Here is an 18,245-nt window from a genome sequence, read left to right on the forward strand (position 1 = left end):
CCCCCCGAGGTACAACCCCCGCGCACAACCGGCGTCGCCCGCGGCCTGGGCGACTTCCTCCGGCTGCCGACCAACGGCTCCGGGGTGGTGACGGTGACCAATGCCTTCCTGCCCGCCCTATGCCGGTCCCCGCAGCCGCGCATCGTCAACATCCGCCGCTCCCGGCGACGACCTGGCCCTGCTGCCGGACGACGGCCCCACCGGTGGCTTCTTCTCCTGGGACGGAACGCCCGTGCCCAGGTGAGCGGCGCGGAGATCCCAGGCGACGGCACTGACTCGCGCGCCCCGCCGCATGCAGAAACCCCTCCTCGATCCGACGGTGCCTCAGGTGCGCTCTTCTCCGGGAAGCCGGAGGACGGCTCGCAGCCTCGACCGCTCAGCGGTTGAAGGTCAGGCGCGGTGCCGCTTTGCGGGCCAGGGTGTGGGCCTGGTCGGGCCACCAGGTACCGGCGGGCGGGTCGACGATGCCGTACTCGGGGTCGATGGTGCCGCCGGTGTTGCGCGTGCAGCTGCCGTCGGACTCACCGGGGATCTTGATCCACAGGTAGGCGTCGACGAGGGGTACGCCGGTGTCGGCGGTGGGGCGCGGGCCGAGACCGCGGCCGGGTGCGTTGCACCAGGCTTCCGGATCCCCGGTGTACTTGCCCGGCTCCGGGGTCCAGGCGCCCAGACCGTTGCGGCTGGTGTCGATCACGAAGTGCTGCAGCCGGTCGGCCGGCGGGGTGCCCACGTTCTGGTCGTACCAGGCGTCGGTCCACCGCCAGGTGGCGGGATCGGTGGAGGAGACCGCGTTGCCGGGGGTGCCGTCGTTGGGGGCGGCCGCCGAGTAGTACTGGTCGGCGCAGCGCTCGGCGTGGCCGCGCGCCTCCTCGGGTCCTTCGGTGGCGAACCACATGCACTTGGCGATCCAGGTGCCGTATCTGGTGTTGTGGTCGGTGGGATGGGTGTTGGACACGTTCAGGGCGAAGCCGTCACTGTGGCGGACCCCGGCGTCCAGCAGCCGCTGGGCCATCTCGCCGACGGGCCGCCATTGGACGTTCCCCGCGTCCAGGTAGACCGCGGTGCGCGGCTTGGCCTTCAGGGTCTTCACGGCGTAGGCGAGGTCGGCGATGCGGGCGGCGGTGAGTTCGCCCGTCGGGTCGGTGGTGGGTCCGCAGTCCTTGGGGAGGAGGGCCGTGCCGTCGGGTTCGAGGACGACCACCGCCTTGCTGGAGCCGATGCCGGCGGCGAAGGCATCGATCCATTGCCGGTAGGCGGCGGAGGATGCGGCTCCGCCACTGGAGTACTGCGTGCAGTCCCGGCCCGGGACGTTGTAGGCGACCAGGACCGGGGTCCGGCCCACGGCGCGGGCTCGGTGGACGAGCTTACCGACCTTGCCGCGCACCTCGTCGGGCGTGCCCTCGGTGAACCACGCGGCCTGCGGCCAGCTGGCGAGCTTGGCCATGTTCACGGCGTTCTCGGTGTCGCCGTTTCCGAGGTCGGCGAGGGCCTGCCGCGCGGCCTTGCTGTGCGGGTCCACGTAGAACTTCGTGGCCGGGGTGATCACGTCCTGCGTGGGTGTGGCCTGCGCCTGCGTCGCGGTCAGAGCGGCGCCTGCGGTGAGGGCCGCGACGACGACGGCCGCGCGGCGCCGAAGGCTGCGTGGATTCATGGTTGCTTCCTGGTCGGTGAGGTGGTGGTGGCGGATGCCCGCCGGCCGGGCGGAACGCCGATCCGTCTGTGCGGGCGGCGGGAGTCCCGGATCAGTAGCCGTAGATCATCTTGTAGGCGACCTCGGGGAGGAACTGTCCGGCCGTGGAGCCGGCTCCGACGCCGCAGTTGCCGTCGGACTCGCCAGGGGTCTTGATCCACAGCAGCATCTCGGCGCCTCCGCCCGTCCGGGTGGGGGTGCCGATGCGGCGGCCCGCGGGGTTGCACCACTGGCCGTTGGAGCCGTTGCCGTTGCGGCTGGTGTCCACGACGAAGGGCTTGGTGTAGCCGTAGCGGGCACTGAGCTCGCTGTTGACGGCGTTGCCGAAGGCGGTGTTCTCGGCGGTCGTGAAGTAGTTGGAGACGTTGAGCGAGAAGCCGTGGGCCTGACGGAGGCCGGCTTCGTGCAGGCGCTTGGCCATGGTCGCCGGACTGACCCAACCCGGGTTGCCGGCGTCCATGTAGACCCAGGTGTTGGGGGCCTGGCGGCTGAACTGGGCGAGGGCGTTGGTGAGCATCGCCTCTCGTTCGTCGATCTGAGCCTGGGTCATACAGCCGTAGTCCCCGAGGGAGTCCGGTTCGAGGATGACGACCGCCGGGCGGCCTGCGATTCCGCCGGCGAACTGGGCGATCCAGTTCGCGTAGGCGGACGGTGAGGCGGCCCCGCCCGCGGAGTGCCCGCCGCAGTAGTCACGGTTGTAGATGTTGTAGGCGACGAGGACGGGCAGCTTGTCGGAGTAGTCCGCCGCTCCGACGTACGCCCCCGTGGCCGTGCCGATGGTGCCGCTCCAGGAGCCGAACCAGCGGGCCATCGGGGTGTTGGCGACGGAGGCGTTGATCGCGGGCGCCCGGCCGTCGCCGGGGTTGGCGGCCACCCACCGCTTGGCGCTGGAGTCCGGGTCGACGTAGAACCCGCTGGTCATGGTGGTCGGGTCGGCCGCGTGGGCGGACGGTGCGAGGGCGAGCGCGGACGGCAGGGCGAAGAGGGCTGCCACCAGTAGTCGCATGCTGCGGCGCATGGCTGTACCTCGATTTCCTGAGCGGGATTCGAGTGCATTGGGAGCGCTCCCATTGGAAGCGGTCCCAATCGTGGAGTGGGCTGATTAAGCTGTCAATACTCGGCGCATGACTGGCCTTGACCGCAATGAAGGAGTAGTGACTGGAAGCGGTCCCAGCCGATCGCTCCGCGCGCTGCTGACCTGTGAGAGACTCCCGGCTCATGGCAGAAGATGCGCCGCGGCGGCAGCCGACGCTCGACGAGGTGGCCGAACGCGCCGGCGTTTCCCGTTCCGTGGCCTCCCGCGCCCTCAACAACGCTCCGCACGTCAGCCGCGCCAAACGTGAAGCCGTCGAACGGGCCGTCCGGCAGCTCGGTTACGTCCCCAACCCGACCGCCCGCGCCCTGGCCACCCGGCAGACGGGAGCGGCCGCCCTGGTCGTCTCCGGGGAAGATCCGTCGATCTTCGCCGATCCCTTCTTCGCCCAGGTCATCGTGGGGGCGTCAGCCGCTCTCGAGGAGGCGGGCCTGCATCTGATGCTGTGCCTGGCCGCTTCCGACCGCGGTCGCAAGCGGGTTGCGGAACTCCTTCGCTCCAGGGGCGCCGACGGCGCCATGCTGATGGCGCTGCGCGAGGACGACCCGTTGACCCCAGTGGCCGAGAAGGCGCAGATGCCCGTCGTGTTCGGCGGACGCCCGGTCGGTACGACTCCCCGGTGGTACGTCGATGTCGACAACGTCGGCGGGGCGCGCAAGGCGACCGAGCATCTGCTCTCCCGCGGCCTGACCCGTGTGGCCGCGATCTGCGGGCGGCTGGACACCGAGGCCGGGCGCGCCCGGTACCGCGGCTACCGGGACGCCATGCTCGCCGCGGGCCTCGATCCGTTGCCGCCGCAGGAGGGGGACTTCACCGAGCACAGCGGAGCCGCCGCCATGGCCGCGCTGCTGGCGAACCGCCCTGAGGTGGAGGGGGTGTTCGCAGCCGGCGACAACATGGCGGTGGGAGCGCTGCGCACGCTGCGGCAGGCCGGCCGGCAGGTCCCCGCCGACGTCGCCGTGGTCGGATTCGACGACCTGAGCGTCTCCCGGAACGCCGATCCGCCGCTCACCACCGTCCATCAGCCCATAGAGGCTCTGGGGCGGGAGATGGCGCGCATGCTGGTCGCCCTCGTCAACGGGCAGGACCCCACTGCGCTGATCCTGCCGACCCATCTGGTCGTCCGTTCCAGTGCCTGACGGCTGTGGCGGGGCCCCGGCTGTCAGCAGGTGGTCGGGTCCTGCGATCGGTGGACCGGGTCAGGGTGTGGACAGCTCGAACCGCGTGACGCGGACAGCGCCGCCGAGTGCCTGCGTGGCGTGGTTGAAGAGGGCGAATCGGTAGCCCATGAAGAACCGCCAGTCGTTGCCCATGGAGAAGGCGGGTCCGAGGCGGGTGAAGGTGGTGCCGTCGGTGCTGTAGGAGAAGGTGCCGGGGCGTGGTGCGCCGGGGCGGATGTCCGCGGTCGCGCGCAGCCAGACGCGGCCACCGGAGACGGGCGCGCTCGCGACCTCGGAGCCGGTGCCGGTGGTGTTCCAGTTCGTGTCCATGGTCAGCCCGGTGACCATCACCACCCGTGTCACGCCGCCGTCGCGTTTGAGACCGATCCACGCGGAGGCGTCCCGCAGCAGTGCGAGTCCGGCGCGGTCGCCGTCCCGCATGGCGGAGTGGTCGATCTGCACGGTGGCCGTGGAGGTCGGACCCTGGATGCGGTGCGTGAGGGTGTTGCGGGCCCAGTACAGGTCGTTGGTGACGGTGGCGGTCCGCAGGGTCAGCCCGTTGCCGACCGACCACTTGGTGTTGTCCGGGTTGTGGTTCCATTCCCATCTCGGCTTGAGGGTCGTACCGTCGAAGGTGTCGACACCGGTCATGGGGGTGACCTGACGGGGCGGAGGGGGCACGACGGGGCTGGGATACGAGGTGCCCCATGCGCCGTCGACGAGTTGTACGACAGGCCAGCCGTCCGAGGTCCAGGTGACGGGGGCCAGCGCGGGCACCCGGCCGCCGGGATAGGCGTCCACGAAGGCCAGGTAGTACCAGGCGCCGCTCTGCGTCTGCACCAGCCCGCCCTGGTGCGGGACGCCGCCGCCGGGGATCGGCCCGCGCAGGTCGAGGAGGACCTGTCGCATCGTGTAGGGGCCGAAGGGGCCGCTGGACGACTTCAGGACGTACTGACCGTTCGCGGGGCGGGTCAGGAAGATGTAGTACTGCCCGTTGATCTTGTAGAAGCGTGAGCCTTCGAGGGTGCCGACGCTCGACGGCGTCGTGAACACCTGCTGTGCGCGGACCTGGTCACGGCCGTCGGGCGAGAGCTGGGCCACGCTGATGGCGGTGTTCCCGTACGCCACGTACAGGGAGTCGTCCGTGTCGACGAGCAGTCCCGCGTCGTAGTAGGGCGTGCCGATCGTCGTCAGCCTGTTCCACGGCCCCTCGACGGCGGTGGCGGTGTAGACGTACGTCCGGGTGAAGTCGATCTGGCCGAGCCAGTAGAAGGTTCTGTTGCTCGGCCGGTAGGCCAGTGACGAGGCCCAGATTCCTCTGACATAGCCGCGGGCGCCGTTCAGGTCGTACTTGGCACCGAAGTCGAGCACGGGCACCGAGTGGCCGGCGATCTCCCAGTGCACCAGGTCGTACGAGCGCAGGACGGGCGCGCCCGGTGAGTAGTGCATCGTCGAGGCGGAGGCGTAGTACGTGTCGCCGACCCGGATGACGTCGATGTCCGCGAAGTCCTGCCAGATCACCGGGTTCGTGTACGTGGAGGCGGCCGCGAGGGCGGCTCCACGGGGCAGGAGGGCGCCGGCGGCCAGGCCGCCGGCGGCCGTCAGCGCACGCCGACGGGATAATGGTTGTTGGGGCCATGACATATCCATGTGCGGCGCCCTCCTCGGCTTCCGTTTGGGTGGAACGGCTCTATGTGTTCGCGATATCGAACATCGGTCGATTTATCGAGCATGCTGGATGATAGGAGACCGATTGCCCCCGTCAAGACCTCCTGCAGTTTCGACACGTCGATCGACACATTCGGCATCGGACGGACCGCACTGCCACCGGCCTTTTCACCATTGACCCAGGTAGTGGCCCCTGCGACGGCCATCGGCCCGAAGCGCGGTTGGCTTGTTCCGTCGACGTTGACATGCTCAGGCTCCGCTCTAGTATCCGTGGGAGCCTCGGATTTCCGAATGCCGATCGAAATTTCGAACTGTCCGTTCCTCGCCGTGCCGAAGGAGCCCCACGTGCTCAGACGATCAGGCGGACGACTGCTCCGCCTCCTCGCGGCCGCCGCACTGACCATCACCGCGACCGTGACGGTCTCGGCCCACTCCACTGCCTCGGCCGCGCCGGGCAGCCCCGCGCTCACACCACCGCTGGGGTGGAACAGCTGGAACAGCTTCGGATGCGGAATCACCGAGGCACAGGTGCGCCAGGCCGCCGACGCGATGGTCTCCTCGGGCATGCGGGACGCCGGCTACCGGTACGTCGTGGTCGACGACTGCTGGTTCGACCCGCAGCGTGACACGGCGGGCAACCTGCGGGCCGATCCGGCCAAGTTCCCGAGCGGGATGAAGGCGCTCGGGGACTACATCCACGGCAAGGGCCTGAAGTTCGGGATCTACCAGGTGCCGGGCGAACGCACCTGCGCGCAGACCAGCGGCGCCTATCCGGGCTCGACCGGAAGCAGGGGGCACGAGGCCCAGGACGCCGCCACGTTCGCCTCCTGGGGCGTCGACTACCTCAAGTACGACTGGTGTTCCCCCAGCGGCACCCGCGACGAGCAGGTCGCGCGGTTCACGCTGATGCGTGACGCCCTGCGCGCCACCGGCCGGCCGATCGTCTACTCCATCAACCCCAACAGCTTCCACGCCATCACCGGCTCGACCTACAACTGGGGCGAGGTCGCCGATCTGTGGCGGACGACCGAGGACCTGCTCGACATCTGGCAGAACGGCAACACCAACAGCTACCCGATGGGGGTCGGCAACGTCCTGGACGTCACCGCGCCGCTGGCGGCGCAGTCGGGTCCGGGACACTGGAACGACCCGGACATGCTGGTCGTCGGCCGTCCCGGCCTGACACTGACCGAGTCCCGCTCCCACTTCGCCCTCTGGGCACTGCTGAGCGCCCCGCTCATGGCCGGCAACGACATCCGCACCATGTCCGCGGACGTGAGCGCGATCCTGCGCAACCCGCGCCTGATTGCGGTGAACCAGGATCCGCTGGGCGCGGGCGGGCGCAGGGTGCGCGACGACGGCGCCACCGAGGTGTTCGCCGAACCCCTGTCGGACGGCTCCGTCGCGGTGGGTCTGTTCAACCGGGGAGGCGGCACCGCTACGGTCACCACGACGGCCGCGCAAGTCGGCCTCTCCGGCGGCCCGTTCACCCTCACCGACCTGTGGACCGGCGGCACGTCGAGCACGTCCGGGCAGATCTCGGCGAGCGTCCCCGCCCACGGCGTGGCCGTGTTCCGGGTGACCGGCGGCAGCCCCCTGGCCGCCACCACCTCACGTCTGCGGGGCAACGCGTCCGGCCGCTGCGCGGACGTGGACAACGCCTCCACCGCCGCCGGTGCCACGGTACTGCTCTGGGACTGCCACACGGCTGCCAACCAGCTGTGGACCACATGGGCCGGCGGGGAGATCCGCGTGTACGGCGACAAGTGCCTGGACGCGTACAACCAGGGCACCGCCAACGGCACCCGCGTCATCACGTGGCCCTGCAACGGCCAGGACAACCAGAAGTGGACCCTCGGCCCGGACGGGTCGATCCGCAACGTCCACGCGGGCCTGTGCCTCGACGCCGACGGGGCCGGCACCGCCGACGGAACGCCGCTGGTCCTGTGGACCTGCAACGGCCAGGCCGGCCAGAAGTGGACCCGCGCCTGAGCAACCACCGCCCGCCGGTGCGGCCGGCTTCGCCCGCACCGGCGTTCCCGACATCACGTGCCGGGCCGCCGAGACCGCCACGGCCCCGGCAGTGGGGGACGGACACCCGCGCTGCCTCGCCCCCGCACCTCGGCCCCTCGTTCCATGCCGTGCCGGTCCACAACCGAAGGCGAGTCGCATGATGACAAGGACAAGATCTCTCTTATGGCCCGCCATGGTCGCGGTGCTGGTCGTCCTGAGCATGGGCGGCACAGCACTGGGCCAGAGCGAGGGCACCCCGCGCGGGGCCACCCGGACCGCTGCCGCACCGGCCGGCAGCGCCGTGAGTTCCGGTTGCGGCAAGGCCCCCACGCTGACGAGCGGGACGCACACGATCCAGACCAACGGCAAGAGCCGCGCGTTCATCCTGCGGGTCCCCGACGGCTACGACCGGAACCGCCCCTACCGGCTGGTCTTCGGGTTCCACTGGCTGGGCGGCACCGCGACCGACGTCGCCACCGGCCGCACCGTGGAGACGGGCACCTGGGCCTACTACGGGCTCCAGCGGCTGGCGAACGACAGCGCCGTCTTCGTCGCACCCCAGGGTCTGAACAACGGCTGGGCCAACGCCGGTGGAGAGGACGTCACCTTCGTCGACGACCTGCTCAGGCGGATCGAGGCGGACCTGTGTGTCGACACCGCCCAGCGCTTCGCCCTCGGCTTCAGCTACGGCGCCGCGATGTCGTACGCCCTGGCGTGTTCGCGCGCGACGGTCTTCCGCGCGGTCGCGGTCCAGAGCGGCGGGCTGCTCAGCGGATGCAACGGCGGTACCCAGCCCATCGCCTACCTCGGAGTGCACGGCCTCAGGGACGACGTCCTCGGCATCTCCGGTGGACGGGCGCTGCGGGACAGGTTCGTCACGAACAACGGCTGCACGCCCCAGAACCCGCCGGAGCCCACGCCGGGCAGCCTGACCCACCGGGTCACCGCATACTCGGGCTGCTCGGCCGGGCATCCGGTCGTCTGGGCCGCGTTCGACGAAGGGCACATCGCGGCTCCCCAGGACGGGGCTCCGGGTGACAGCGGTTCCAGGACCTGGCTGCCGGCGGAGGTGTGGAGGTTCTTCACCCAATTCCAGACCTCCGAGCCGCCACCGGGGACCGCGACCTGCCGGGTCACCGGCACCGTCAGCGCGTGGAACACCGGGCTCACCTCGGCCATCACCATCACCAACACCGGCACCACGGCGGTCGACGGCTGGTCCCTCGGGTTCACCCTTCCCGACGGCCAGACCATCACCTCCGGCTGGAACGCGGACTACTCCCCCGTCTCCGGCCGGGTGACCGCCAGGAACGTGGCTCACAACGCCATCATCGCCCCCGGTGCCTCCGTCGACATCGGCTTCCAGGCCGTCCACGAGGGCAACACCGCGCCGCCCGGCGCCTACACCCTCAACGGCGCAGCCTGCACGGGGTCCTGACCCCCGCCCAGGCGGCGGACGAGGTGCGCGCCGGGCTCGGAGGCATTGCCGCCGATGCGGGGCGAGAGCGCCTCTGCGAGCAGCAGCATGTTCGCGGGCCGGGGCAGCACGTATCCACCTTGCGCGTCTCGGTGGATGTGCCCCGGCTGACGCGCGCCGCGACGACGTCACCCACCTGGTCCCGCTCCCCCAGGCCGTACCGCCCGTGCGGGGGCAAGCGGGGGCGGTGCTCAGCGCATCGACCACGGTCGTCTGCGGGGCGATCATGACCCTCTGGACGTGGCGCCGCTGCTCAGGTGTGCCCTCTCATGACGTTGGTTTCCTCGGGTCAGGTTCGGCGGGCACAGGACGTGAGGCGATCGGCGAGCGCGATGACGAGGTCGCGCAGTTCGTCGGGGCGCTCGATGACGAACGGCCGGTCGAGTGAGGCGAGTACCGGAGGCAACCAGTCGAGCCGCTCCGCCCGCAGCTCGACGCGCAGCCAGCGCTCGGTCGCCCGGTCCTCGCCGGCGGCGGGCTCGTGCTCCTCCAGGCTCGCGACGCTGACGGGAAGGTGGGCGCGGATCTGTTCAACTGTCCCGCGGATCCGCAAGGTCACCTCATGCCGGTACCCGGCCGTGGCGAACCCTGACAACACACGCTGTGCGGGAGCGGGACCCACGGGCGCTTCGAACGAGCCGGGCAGGGTCCGCGCGTCTGCGATCCGATCGAGCCGGAAGGTTCGGTCCTCGCCGATCCGGGCGTCCTTCCCCGTGACGTACCACCGGCCCGCGTGGGCGACGATCCCGTACGCGTGCAGTGTGCGTTCGCTGGGCCGTCCGTCACGGTCGGTGTAGCGGATCGAGACCGGCCGGCGGTGGCGCACCGCATCGGCGATGGTGAGCAGGACCCCGGCGTCCGGGGTGTCGAACTCGCCGGGCTGATCCGTGAAGGCGAGAGCTTCCAGGAGTGTGTCGAGCCGACGGGCGATGTGCTTGGGCAGCACCCGCCGGATCTTCGCCGACGCCGTCTCGTTCGCCGTGCGCTCCGTCGTCGTCAGCCCTGCCCTGCGACCGGCCACCAGGCCGAGCAGCACGGCCAGCGCCTCGTCGTCGCTGAGCATGAGCGGAGGCAGGCGGTACCCGGGAGCCAGCCGGTACCCGCCGTAGCGGCCGCGCACCGACTCCACGGGCACGTCCAGGTCGATCAGCTGGTCCACGTACCGCCGCACAGTGCGTCCTTCTACGCCGAGACGGTCCGCGAGCTCCGCCACAGTTCGGATGCCGCCCGACTGCAGCAGCTCCAGGAGTGTCAGCACGCGGCCGGTGGGTCGAGGCATGTTCGCAGCCTAACGCGAATACAGGACCGATTCTGTCCACTATTTCTCCTAGCCTGCGACGTGTACGCCACCAGCACAGCCAAGGAGATTCCCATGGATTTCGTCTCGGTCCGCATCATCACCGGCGACGTAGCGCGCCTCGTCGCGTTCTACGAGCACGTCACAGGAGGGCAGGCAAGGTGGGCCAACGAGGACTTCGCCGAACTCAAGACCGCGGGCGCCACGCTCGCGATCGGCAGCACCCGCACCGTCCCGCTGTTCGCCCCGGGCTCTGCCCGCCCGGCGGACAACCACAGCGTGATCACCGAGTTCCTCGTAGACGACGTGGACCGCGTCTACAACAACCTGACCGGCTTCGTCACCGACTTCGTCACCCAGCCCACCACGATGCCCTGGGGCAACCGTTCGCTGCTGTTCCGTGACCCCGACGGCAACCTCGTCAACTTCTTCACCCCCGTCACCCCAGCGGCCATCGAGAAGTTCGCACGCTGACGCCAAGCACAGCCGCTCACGTGGGAGCACCTGAGATCGCGAGGCTCCTGGTGAACGCGGCCGCCGAGTGCAGGAACGCCACTTGCAGGGGACATCGGAACGCACAGCTGACCCTCGGCTCCTCCCGCCCCACCATCAGCCGAGGCGTTGGACGATGAGAAGGCCGTCACCGCGGTCCCCTTCCGCCGCCGGGCCGTTGCCTTCGTCGCCGCCCACGGCATCACACCGATCTGCCGCTGTCTCACCGACAACGGCCCGTGCCACCGGTCCACGCCCTGGGCTGACGCGCTCGCCGGAACTGGTGAATTCCTACGACCACGAGCGGCCGCACGCCGTGCTCGGCGGCCGGCCGCCCATCAGCCGAACGCCGGGAGCGACTACCGGATCGTCTTCGGCAGGGCGGTGCCGGTAAGGCAGCCGTCGAGGACGTCGTGTCGGTACTGGAGCTGCCGTGGACCGCGTCGGACGGCGGTGATCAGTCGTCGGGATCGGCGAGGGCGCGGTTGGCTGTGGTGGTGCGCCGTGGTGTCGTTCGCCTGCCCGGCCGCGCTCCACCTCGCTGCCATCCTCATCTGGGCACGGTGCTGACCAGAGAGACAGACCCCAGTCCCCGCTGGTCTGGTGGTCGGTGATGGCCGGCCCGCCCGTCGGCGGCGTAGGGGCGTAGCTGAACTCCGCTTGCGGGCGCTGCCGGGCGCGGCATCCTGGAAGAGGGGCAGGAGGCGCCCATGAGTTCCCGGTCAAGGATCCGGTGCGGCCTCGCCGCAGCTCTGTTCGCTCTGGTGGGTCCGCTGGCGCAACCGTCCGCCGCGGCGTCGACCGAGCCGCCCCCATCGCCCCGCTCTTCCGTCAGCGTCACCGGCAGGCCGTACGGCGTCGCGATATCGCCGGACGGCGGCCACGCGTATGTCACCAGCGGCTGGTTCGGCAAGCTGTGGGTGATCGATACGCACACGCAGCAGCGAACCTCCCGCATCGAAGCCGGTGAGTCGCAGGACGTCGCGATCAGCCCCGACGGGCGCCGGGCCTACGTCACCAGTCCCTCGAAGGCGTCTCCCACGGTGAGTGTGATCGACACGGCCACGAACATGAAAATCGACGATGTCCCCGTCGGCGACGGTCCGTTCGGCCTGGCGGTCAGTCCCGACGGCCGCCGTGTCTACGTCGCCGACGCCTACTCCGACTCCCTGTCCGTGATCGACACGGCGAGCGACAAGGTCGTCGACGAGATCAAGGTCGGCAGCACCCCGGTCGACGTGGTGATCTCCCCCGACGGCCGCCGGGTGTACGTCGCCAACTCCGGCTACGGGACCCCCACCTCCCTGTCCGTGATCGACACGGCCACGGACAAGGTCGTCGGCCGGCCCGGCCGCCTCGGCAACTTCACGTACGGCCTGGCGGTGACACCCGACGGACGCCGGCTGTACGTCACGGACCTGCTGGGCAGCGTTTCCGTCGTCGACACGGCGACCGGCAAGGCGACCGGCGGCCCCGTCACCGTCGGCTCGTACCCGAAGGACGTCGTGGTGAGCCCCGACGGCCACCGTGCTTACGTAACCAACGAACACTCGGACAGCCTGTCCGTGATCGACACGAGCACGAACAAGGTGACCGACACCGTCCGCGTCGGCGGGCCCACCCGTATCGCGCTGACGCCGGACGGCCGTCACGCCTGGATCACACAGAACTGCTGCGGATCGGTGCGGGTGATCGATTTCTGAGGGGGCGGTTCGTGATGTTCTGTTTCCGAGTGAGGCTGGGACGGGTCTGCTGGTCACGGTGCTCGGCCGGCTGCTGCGCTTCCTGGTGAAGCTGCCGGTGTCGGCTTCGGTGAGAATGCCGAGCCTGACCTTCAGTGTGGCGCGGGTGCCGTCGATGTTTTCCGGCAGCAGTTCGGTAGTCCGTGTGCTCGGACGGGTCCGGCAGGGCAGGGAGTAGACGCGGAAGGCGGACGAGGCCGGGTGGTATGCGTAGTCGCGGACCAGACATCGGTGCAGTCTGCCCCGCCCCCACCGCTTCGGCTGCGGAACGAACCCCCTTTCCTGCGGGTTGCGCGCGGCGGTCTCGACGTCCGATGAGGCCGTGCAGAACCGTCTTCGCGTACCGCCCCTGTAGGGAGCCCAGTTCTCATCGGCCTCTCCCGGGCGGTGACCGAACCGGCTGCGGCCGTTCGGTAGCGGGGGCTCAGCTGTTGACCGTGGATTGGCGGACGACGATCGACGTCGGAAGTTCAGTGACCGGGCCGGGGGCCTCCGTGTCCGTCAGGCGGGCGAGGAGCATGCGTGCCGCCACCTCGCCCATCTCCCGCATCGGCTGTCGGATGGTCGTGAGCGGGGGCTGGGTCAGGCGGGCCATCGGGATGTCGTCGAAACCGACGATGGCGACGTCCTCCGGTACCCGCATGCCCGTGGTGCGCAGGGCAGCCATGGCACCCACGGCCGCGAGATCGTTGTGGGCGAAGACGGCGTCGAAGTCGAGGCCCTGTTCCAGCAGGTGACGTACCGCCTCTCGTCCGCCCGCCTCGGTGAAGTCACTCTCGACGATGAGCGCGGGTTCGAGCGGGTGGCCGCTCTCGTCGAAAGCCGTGCGGAAGCCGTCGAGTCGGTCGCGTACGCAGCCGAAACGTAGCGGTCCCGTCAGGACGAGCGGTCTACGCCGTCCCACGGCCAGCAGATGTCGGGCAGCCGCGGCACCCCCCTCGTGGTTCGCGGCGGTGACGTGAGGGAACTCGGGATGACGGCCGCGGTCGTCGATCAGAACGACCGGGAGCCCTCTGCGGTGGAGGGCTGTCAGCATCGCCAGGGTGTTCTCCGGCTCCACGACCAGCAGTCCGTCGAAAGCTCCTGCGAAGACCTGCCTGGTGAACCGTTCGACCGAGTCCGCGCCTCGATTACAGGTGAACAGCAACAGCCCGAAATCGGCCGCCTCTACTGTATCGACGACACCTTGGACGACTTCGCCCATCCACGGCCAGGTCAGCGACGGCACGAGCATGCCGACGGTACGGCTCTGCCCGCGGGCCAGACCCACCGCGCCCGAACTGGGCACGTACCCCAGTTGGTCGATGACCTCGCGGACGCGGGCGGCGGTCGAACGATCCACCTCACCCCGGGTGTTGAGGACCCGGGACACGGTCGTCTTGCTCACGCCGGCCGCTCGGGCCACGTCCGCGATGGTGATACGCACCGCACACCTCCACCGCGCGGGACACGCCGTGACCGGCAGCAGGACCACCCCGTGTGCGCCGAGTGAAACAGCGGCGTCTCCGCGATGTCAACACCCTGGCGTCGCGAACCAGGCCTGGACGGCGCCCGGCCGCGACGGGCGTCCGGAGGCCATGACCCGTGGGGCGACGGACCCGTCAACTACTGAAGGCGGTGAGACTCGTTGACTCCCGGATTGCGCGAAGTATTGACGGCAGCATGACACGTCGCTTCACTCACGGTAAGGGCCGGGACCGGTTCCGGAACCGGTCCCGGAACAGAGCACCCCCACCGCTTCCCTAGGAGGAATGCCGTGCTCAACCGTTCCCCCTCCCCGCCCACAGGGCGTTCTCGCGCACGAAGCGCCTGCTTGACTGCCCTGGCGGCACTCGGACTCATACTCGCCACCTGGTACGGCGGCTCCGCCTCCACCGCCGGCGAACCGCAGATCACGAAGATCAAGGCCGCTCCCCAGGGCGCCCAAGTGGTCCGTGTCGCAGAGTTCCTCGCGGAGTGCCCGTACAGTCACCGGCTCCCGGACGACCCGATCGTCTTTCCCGGTCTACCTGGCGCTTCCCACATGCACAGCTTCTTCGGCAGCCATGTGACGAACGCGCACACCGACGTGACCCAACTGCTGGGCTCCGCCTCCACCTGCAACCCGGCTATCGACTCGTCGTCGTACTGGGTCCCGACGATGTACCGCAACGACCAGCCCGTCGAGCCCACCGGCACCACCTTCTACTACCTCGGCGAGGGGGTACGGGACGACGTCATCCAGCGCATCCGGCCCTTCCCGCAGGGCCTGCGGATCGTGGCCGGCAACGCCAAGGCCACAGGCGTCGACGACCCCACGTCGGTGGCCCGCTGGTCCTGCCTGCACCACGGCGAGGTCAACCCGTCCAAGGACTTCGTCACCTGCCCCGCGGGCTCGATGCTGGAGTCCTACCTCGACTTCCCGCAGTGCTGGAACGGCAAGGACCTCGACTCCGCCGACCACAAGAGCCACATGGCCTACCCGGTCGGCGGCGCGTGCCCGGCCAGCCACCCGGTGCCCGTGCCCAAGCTCCGCCAGGTCCTGCGCTATCCCGTCTCCGGAAGCACCCAGGGCCTGCGACTGGCCTCCGGCCCCGGGTACACCATGCACGGTGACTTCTTCAACGCCTGGCCCGAGAACGAGCTCGCCCGCAGGGTCACCAACTGCATCAACGCGATCGTCAAGTGCGGAGCGGACGGCAATCCGTCCTGACCGCTGACCGCTGACGCACCGAACGTCCCACAGTGATGAGGTCAGGGAGCAGACATGGCAGATGCCGCGGCCGGCGCACCGAGGGCGACTTTGCTCGCCGCGGCTCTGCTGTGCGCTCTCACCGTGCCGGGGTGTGCCGGTGCGCCACAACCGTCCGTCCCGCCCGCGAGCGCGACGACGACCGCCCCACCACATGCCTCGGCTCACGGACCCGGGCAGAACCACAGCGGCACCACCACCGCGAACGGCGGCCTGAACGCCACGGACATCGGCTGGATCCAGCTGATGATCGCCATGGACGATCAAGCACACCACATCCTCAGGTTGGCACGGGGCCGGACCGCCAACAAGGGCCTGCTGGACTGGGCGGACGACACCGCCGAGAGCCACCGCGCCGAACTCGGCACGCTGCGAGCCTTGTTGGCCAAAGCCGGGATACCCGATGACAACCCCCACGCGGGTCACGAGATGCCCGGCATGGTCAGCACACGCGAGCTGCGGGCGTTGGAGGCCGCCCGAGGCTCGCAGTTCGACCGCCTTCTACGGTCCGCGCTAGGTGAGCACCTCAAGCAGAAACGGATGCTCGCGACGAGTGTGCGGAAGGCAGACGCCGATCCGGAGGTGAAGAGGGTCGCGCTGAGTGTGGGCACCTCCGCGTCCGACGCCCAGCGTCGCATGTCTTCCGCTCCCGGCGAGTGATCAGCCCACTTTGTCGTCGTCGGTCCGCTCCACTCCAGTCACGGACACCAGGGTGTGCGGACGCAGGAGCGGCATCGATGCTGATACTCAGGTTCCGGTGGTCGTGGCTCGGGCACCGACTGACGCCCTGCTGGGCTGTCTTCCTACTGTTCCCGGCCCACGGGGTGTCACGATGTGCTGACACACAGCTACCACAGTGGCTCATCGGGAGGTTGGCAGCCGTGCAGGGGAGGTCACAAGCAGCTGTTGAGCCATCCCTGCACTCTTCTGACCGAGCTGCGGTGATGGCGGCGGTGCGGGCCGACGGGGACCGGGTCGGGTGCGCCCCAGCGCAACCATACGGCGGCCGGGGAGGGCCGGCTCGGGCCTCAACGGTCCGTGGCTTCGACATCAGCCAGCCGGCCACCCCCTCTTTGCGTGTTTCGGGACCTACCATGAGCTTCGTAGATGTTTTCGAACGTCGATCGTCTGCACTGCGATGATCAGGCCCTTCCATGGAGACCGACGCACTTCGCAGGGGTAGGCGGCGACGGCACAGCCCTTTCGAGGCTTGTCTCGGGCCGGAGCGGGGCCGGTTCGGGGGTACGGAGTTCGCCCTCCCCGTGGAGACCGGGATGAGAGTGGTCGTTGATCTTTCCCGATGTGAAGGGTACGCACAGTGCGCCTTCCTGGCTCCGGAGGCGTTCCGGATGCACGGTGAGGAGGCGCTGATGTACGACTCGAACCCCGACGACGCTCAGCGCGACCTTGTGCTGCGCGCCGCGGCAGCCTGTCCGGTCCAGGCGATTCTGGTCGACCGGCTGGAAGAGCGGAACGCTCCGGTGGAGGCGTCGGCGCCGTGACCAGTGCCGGCACTCTGCGGGCGTTCAAGCGCCATGGCCGCATCGTGGTCGTCGGGGCGTCACTGGCGGGACTGCGGGCTGCGGAGGCACTGCGCGCCGAGGGCTTCACAGGATCGTTGACCATGATCGGTGACGAGTCGGGCGAGCCCTACGACCGGCCTCCCCTGTCCAAGCAGGTACTGACCGGGTGGGTGCCGGCCGGGGCCACCACGTTGCCCCGCCGTCGCAGCGTCGATGCGGAGTGGCTGCTGGGCGTGCCTGCCAGCGGGCTGGACCTCGCGACGAACCACGTACGACTCGCCGACGGGCGCGACGTTCCCTTCGACCGGGTACTGATCGCTACCGGCGTACGGGCCCGGCCGTGGTTCACCGAGTCCGAGGCGGCTCTGGACAGGGTGTTCGTGGTGCGTACGCGCGAGCATGCCGAGAGCCTGCATCGGGCCCTCGCCGCAAGGCCTTCCCGCGTTCTGATCATCGGGGCAGGATTCACCGGCTCCGAGATCGCCTCCGTCTGCCGGGAGCGGGAACTGCCGGTGACGGTCGCAGAACTCGCGGCGGCCCCGCTGGCCGGGGCGCTGGGTGCCGTGATCGGTGAGGTTGCGGCGGACTTGCAGCGCGCTCGTGGCGTCGATCTGCGGTGCGGTGTCAAGGTCACCCGGCTTGAGGGTGACGCTCAGGGTCGGTTCCGCCGCGCTCACTTCGACGACGGAAGCACGGTCGACGCCGAGGTGGTGGTAGTGGCGCTGGGGAGCATCCGCAACACCGAGTGGCTACGAGGGTCGGGGCTGGCGGCGGGCGTGTGGGGAGTCGCCTGCGACACGGGCTGCTGCGCCCTCGATGTCGATGGCCGAGCCGCCGCCGACGTCTTCGCCGCGGGGGACGTGGCGCGCTGCCCGCATCCCCTCTACGAAGACCGGCTCGTTTCGATGGAGCACTGGGCCAACGCGGTGGAGCAGGCCGAGGTCGCGGCGCACAACATGGTCAGCGCCGAGGCGGACCGCCGGCCCCATCTGTCGATCCCGGTGTTCTGGTCGATCCAGTTCGGCGTCAACATCAAGTCCGTCGGCGTGCCGACCTTCGCCGACGAGGTGGTCGTCACCCAGGGATCGCCGGACTGCCACCGTTTCGTCGCCGCATATGGTTATCGGGGCCGCGTCACGGCTGCGGTGAGCTTCGACAACGCGAAGTGGCTGCGCCACTACCGACGGTTGATCGAGACGGCCGCGCCTTTCCCGCCACGCTGCCCCACGCCGGACCGGCCGGCCGGCCTGAAACCGGTACCCGTCGACCTGCCCGGTCCCAGCCTGCTCGCTCAGGGCGCCACCGCCGTCGTCACCGGCCGGACCCGGGTCAGCACCGCGTAACGGCCGTACACCAGCA

General features: G+C 69.8%; 14 protein-coding genes and 3 pseudogenes. 10 read left to right on the forward strand and 7 right to left on the reverse strand.

The features are described from left to right. Positions 1-376: 376 nt before the first annotated feature. Together AB0946_RS26710 and AB0946_RS26715 are read right to left on the reverse strand one after the other, a co-directional pair. Complete coding sequence (locus AB0946_RS26710) at positions 377-1,651, reverse strand: glycoside hydrolase family 6 protein (RefSeq protein ID WP_366763181.1); 1,275 nt, start codon at positions 1,649-1,651, stop codon at positions 377-379. 91 nt (positions 1,652-1,742) lie between these two features. Continuing rightward, the gene (locus tag AB0946_RS26715) at positions 1,743-2,708 is read right to left on the reverse strand and encodes a glycoside hydrolase family 6 protein (protein ID WP_366763182.1); all 966 of its coding nucleotides are present in this window, start codon (positions 2,706-2,708) and stop codon (positions 1,743-1,745) included. A gap of 200 nt (positions 2,709-2,908) precedes the next feature. Between AB0946_RS26715 and AB0946_RS26720 the strand changes: the two genes are divergently transcribed. Beyond that, positions 2,909-3,922, forward strand: coding sequence for a LacI family DNA-binding transcriptional regulator (locus AB0946_RS26720; protein ID WP_366763183.1), 1,014 nt, complete (start codon positions 2,909-2,911; stop codon positions 3,920-3,922). 60 nt (positions 3,923-3,982) lie between these two features. Here the strand turns inward: AB0946_RS26720 and AB0946_RS26725 are convergent, their stop codons facing one another. Further along, entirely contained in the window at positions 3,983-5,587 is a 1,605-nt protein-coding gene (locus tag AB0946_RS26725) for a glycoside hydrolase 43 family protein (RefSeq protein WP_366763269.1), read from the reverse strand. Positions 5,588-5,956: 369 nt separating this feature from the next. Here AB0946_RS26725 and AB0946_RS26730 point away from each other — a divergent pair, with 369 nt between their 5' ends. Both AB0946_RS26730 and AB0946_RS26735 read left to right on the forward strand, forming a co-directional pair. Beyond that, positions 5,957-7,603: a ricin-type beta-trefoil lectin domain protein gene (locus AB0946_RS26730; protein ID WP_366763184.1), complete on the forward strand. Its 1,647-nt coding sequence runs from the start codon at positions 5,957-5,959 to the stop codon at positions 7,601-7,603. Positions 7,604-7,817: 214 nt separating this feature from the next. Further along, positions 7,818-9,062: a cellulose binding domain-containing protein gene (locus tag AB0946_RS26735; RefSeq protein WP_366763185.1), complete on the forward strand. Its 1,245-nt coding sequence runs from the start codon at positions 7,818-7,820 to the stop codon at positions 9,060-9,062. A gap of 328 nt (positions 9,063-9,390) precedes the next feature. On the opposite strand, the gene AB0946_RS26740 is transcribed toward AB0946_RS26735, so the two are convergent. Further along, the gene (locus AB0946_RS26740) at positions 9,391-10,380 is read right to left on the reverse strand and encodes a YafY family protein (protein WP_366763186.1); all 990 of its coding nucleotides are present in this window, start codon (positions 10,378-10,380) and stop codon (positions 9,391-9,393) included. Between the two features lie 93 nt (positions 10,381-10,473). Between AB0946_RS26740 and AB0946_RS26745 the strand changes: the two genes are divergently transcribed. Beyond that, a complete protein-coding gene (locus AB0946_RS26745; RefSeq protein ID WP_366763187.1) occupies positions 10,474-10,872 on the forward strand; it encodes a VOC family protein in 399 nt (132 codons plus the stop codon). Positions 10,873-11,022: 150 nt separating this feature from the next. Beyond that, positions 11,023-11,142: pseudogene (locus AB0946_RS26750) on the forward strand (IS481 family transposase); the annotation flags it as partial. Between the two features lie 107 nt (positions 11,143-11,249). On the opposite strand, the pseudogene AB0946_RS26755 reads toward AB0946_RS26750, so the two are convergent. Further along, positions 11,250-11,395 (reverse strand): annotated as a pseudogene (locus AB0946_RS26755) (IS630 family transposase); the annotation flags it as partial. A gap of 205 nt (positions 11,396-11,600) precedes the next feature. On the opposite strand from AB0946_RS26755, the gene AB0946_RS26760 reads away from it, so the two are divergent. After that, entirely contained in the window at positions 11,601-12,593 is a 993-nt protein-coding gene (locus tag AB0946_RS26760; RefSeq protein ID WP_366763188.1) for a YncE family protein, read from the forward strand. A gap of 213 nt (positions 12,594-12,806) precedes the next feature. Here AB0946_RS26760 and AB0946_RS26765 read toward each other — a convergent pair. Both AB0946_RS26765 and AB0946_RS26770 read right to left on the reverse strand, forming a co-directional pair. Next, a pseudogene (locus AB0946_RS26765) lies at positions 12,807-12,944 on the reverse strand (IS5/IS1182 family transposase); the annotation flags it as partial. 112 nt (positions 12,945-13,056) lie between these two features. Further along, on the reverse strand, positions 13,057-14,058 hold the full coding sequence (locus AB0946_RS26770; protein WP_366763189.1) for a LacI family DNA-binding transcriptional regulator: 1,002 nt from the start codon (positions 14,056-14,058) through the stop codon (positions 13,057-13,059). Between the two features lie 387 nt (positions 14,059-14,445). Between AB0946_RS26770 and AB0946_RS26775 the strand changes: the two genes are divergently transcribed. The 4 genes from AB0946_RS26775 to AB0946_RS26790 all read left to right on the forward strand — a co-directional run bounded on the left by AB0946_RS26775 (position 14,446) and on the right by AB0946_RS26790 (position 18,229). Beyond that, positions 14,446-15,324 carry a DUF1996 domain-containing protein gene (locus AB0946_RS26775; protein WP_366763190.1) on the forward strand — a complete coding sequence of 293 codons (879 nt, stop codon included), beginning with the start codon at positions 14,446-14,448 and terminating at the stop codon, positions 15,322-15,324. 54 nt (positions 15,325-15,378) lie between these two features. After that, positions 15,379-16,023 (forward strand): DUF305 domain-containing protein, encoded by a 645-nt coding sequence (locus tag AB0946_RS26780; protein ID WP_366763191.1) that lies wholly within the window; start codon positions 15,379-15,381, stop codon positions 16,021-16,023. A 614-nt stretch (positions 16,024-16,637) separates the two neighbouring features. Continuing rightward, on the forward strand, positions 16,638-16,865 hold the full coding sequence (locus AB0946_RS26785; RefSeq protein WP_366763192.1) for a ferredoxin: 228 nt from the start codon (positions 16,638-16,640) through the stop codon (positions 16,863-16,865). After that, positions 16,862-18,229, forward strand: a complete 1,368-nt coding sequence (locus AB0946_RS26790) for an FAD-dependent oxidoreductase (protein WP_366763193.1) — start codon at positions 16,862-16,864, stop codon at positions 18,227-18,229. Before AB0946_RS26785 ends, AB0946_RS26790 begins: the two co-directional genes overlap by 4 nt. The last annotated feature ends 16 nt before the right edge of the window (positions 18,230-18,245 follow it).

The sequence above is a fragment of the Streptomyces sp. NPDC046870 genome, assembly GCF_040704595.1.
GTDB classification, from domain to species: Bacteria; Actinomycetota; Actinomycetes; order Streptomycetales; family Streptomycetaceae; genus Streptomyces; species Streptomyces argyrophylli.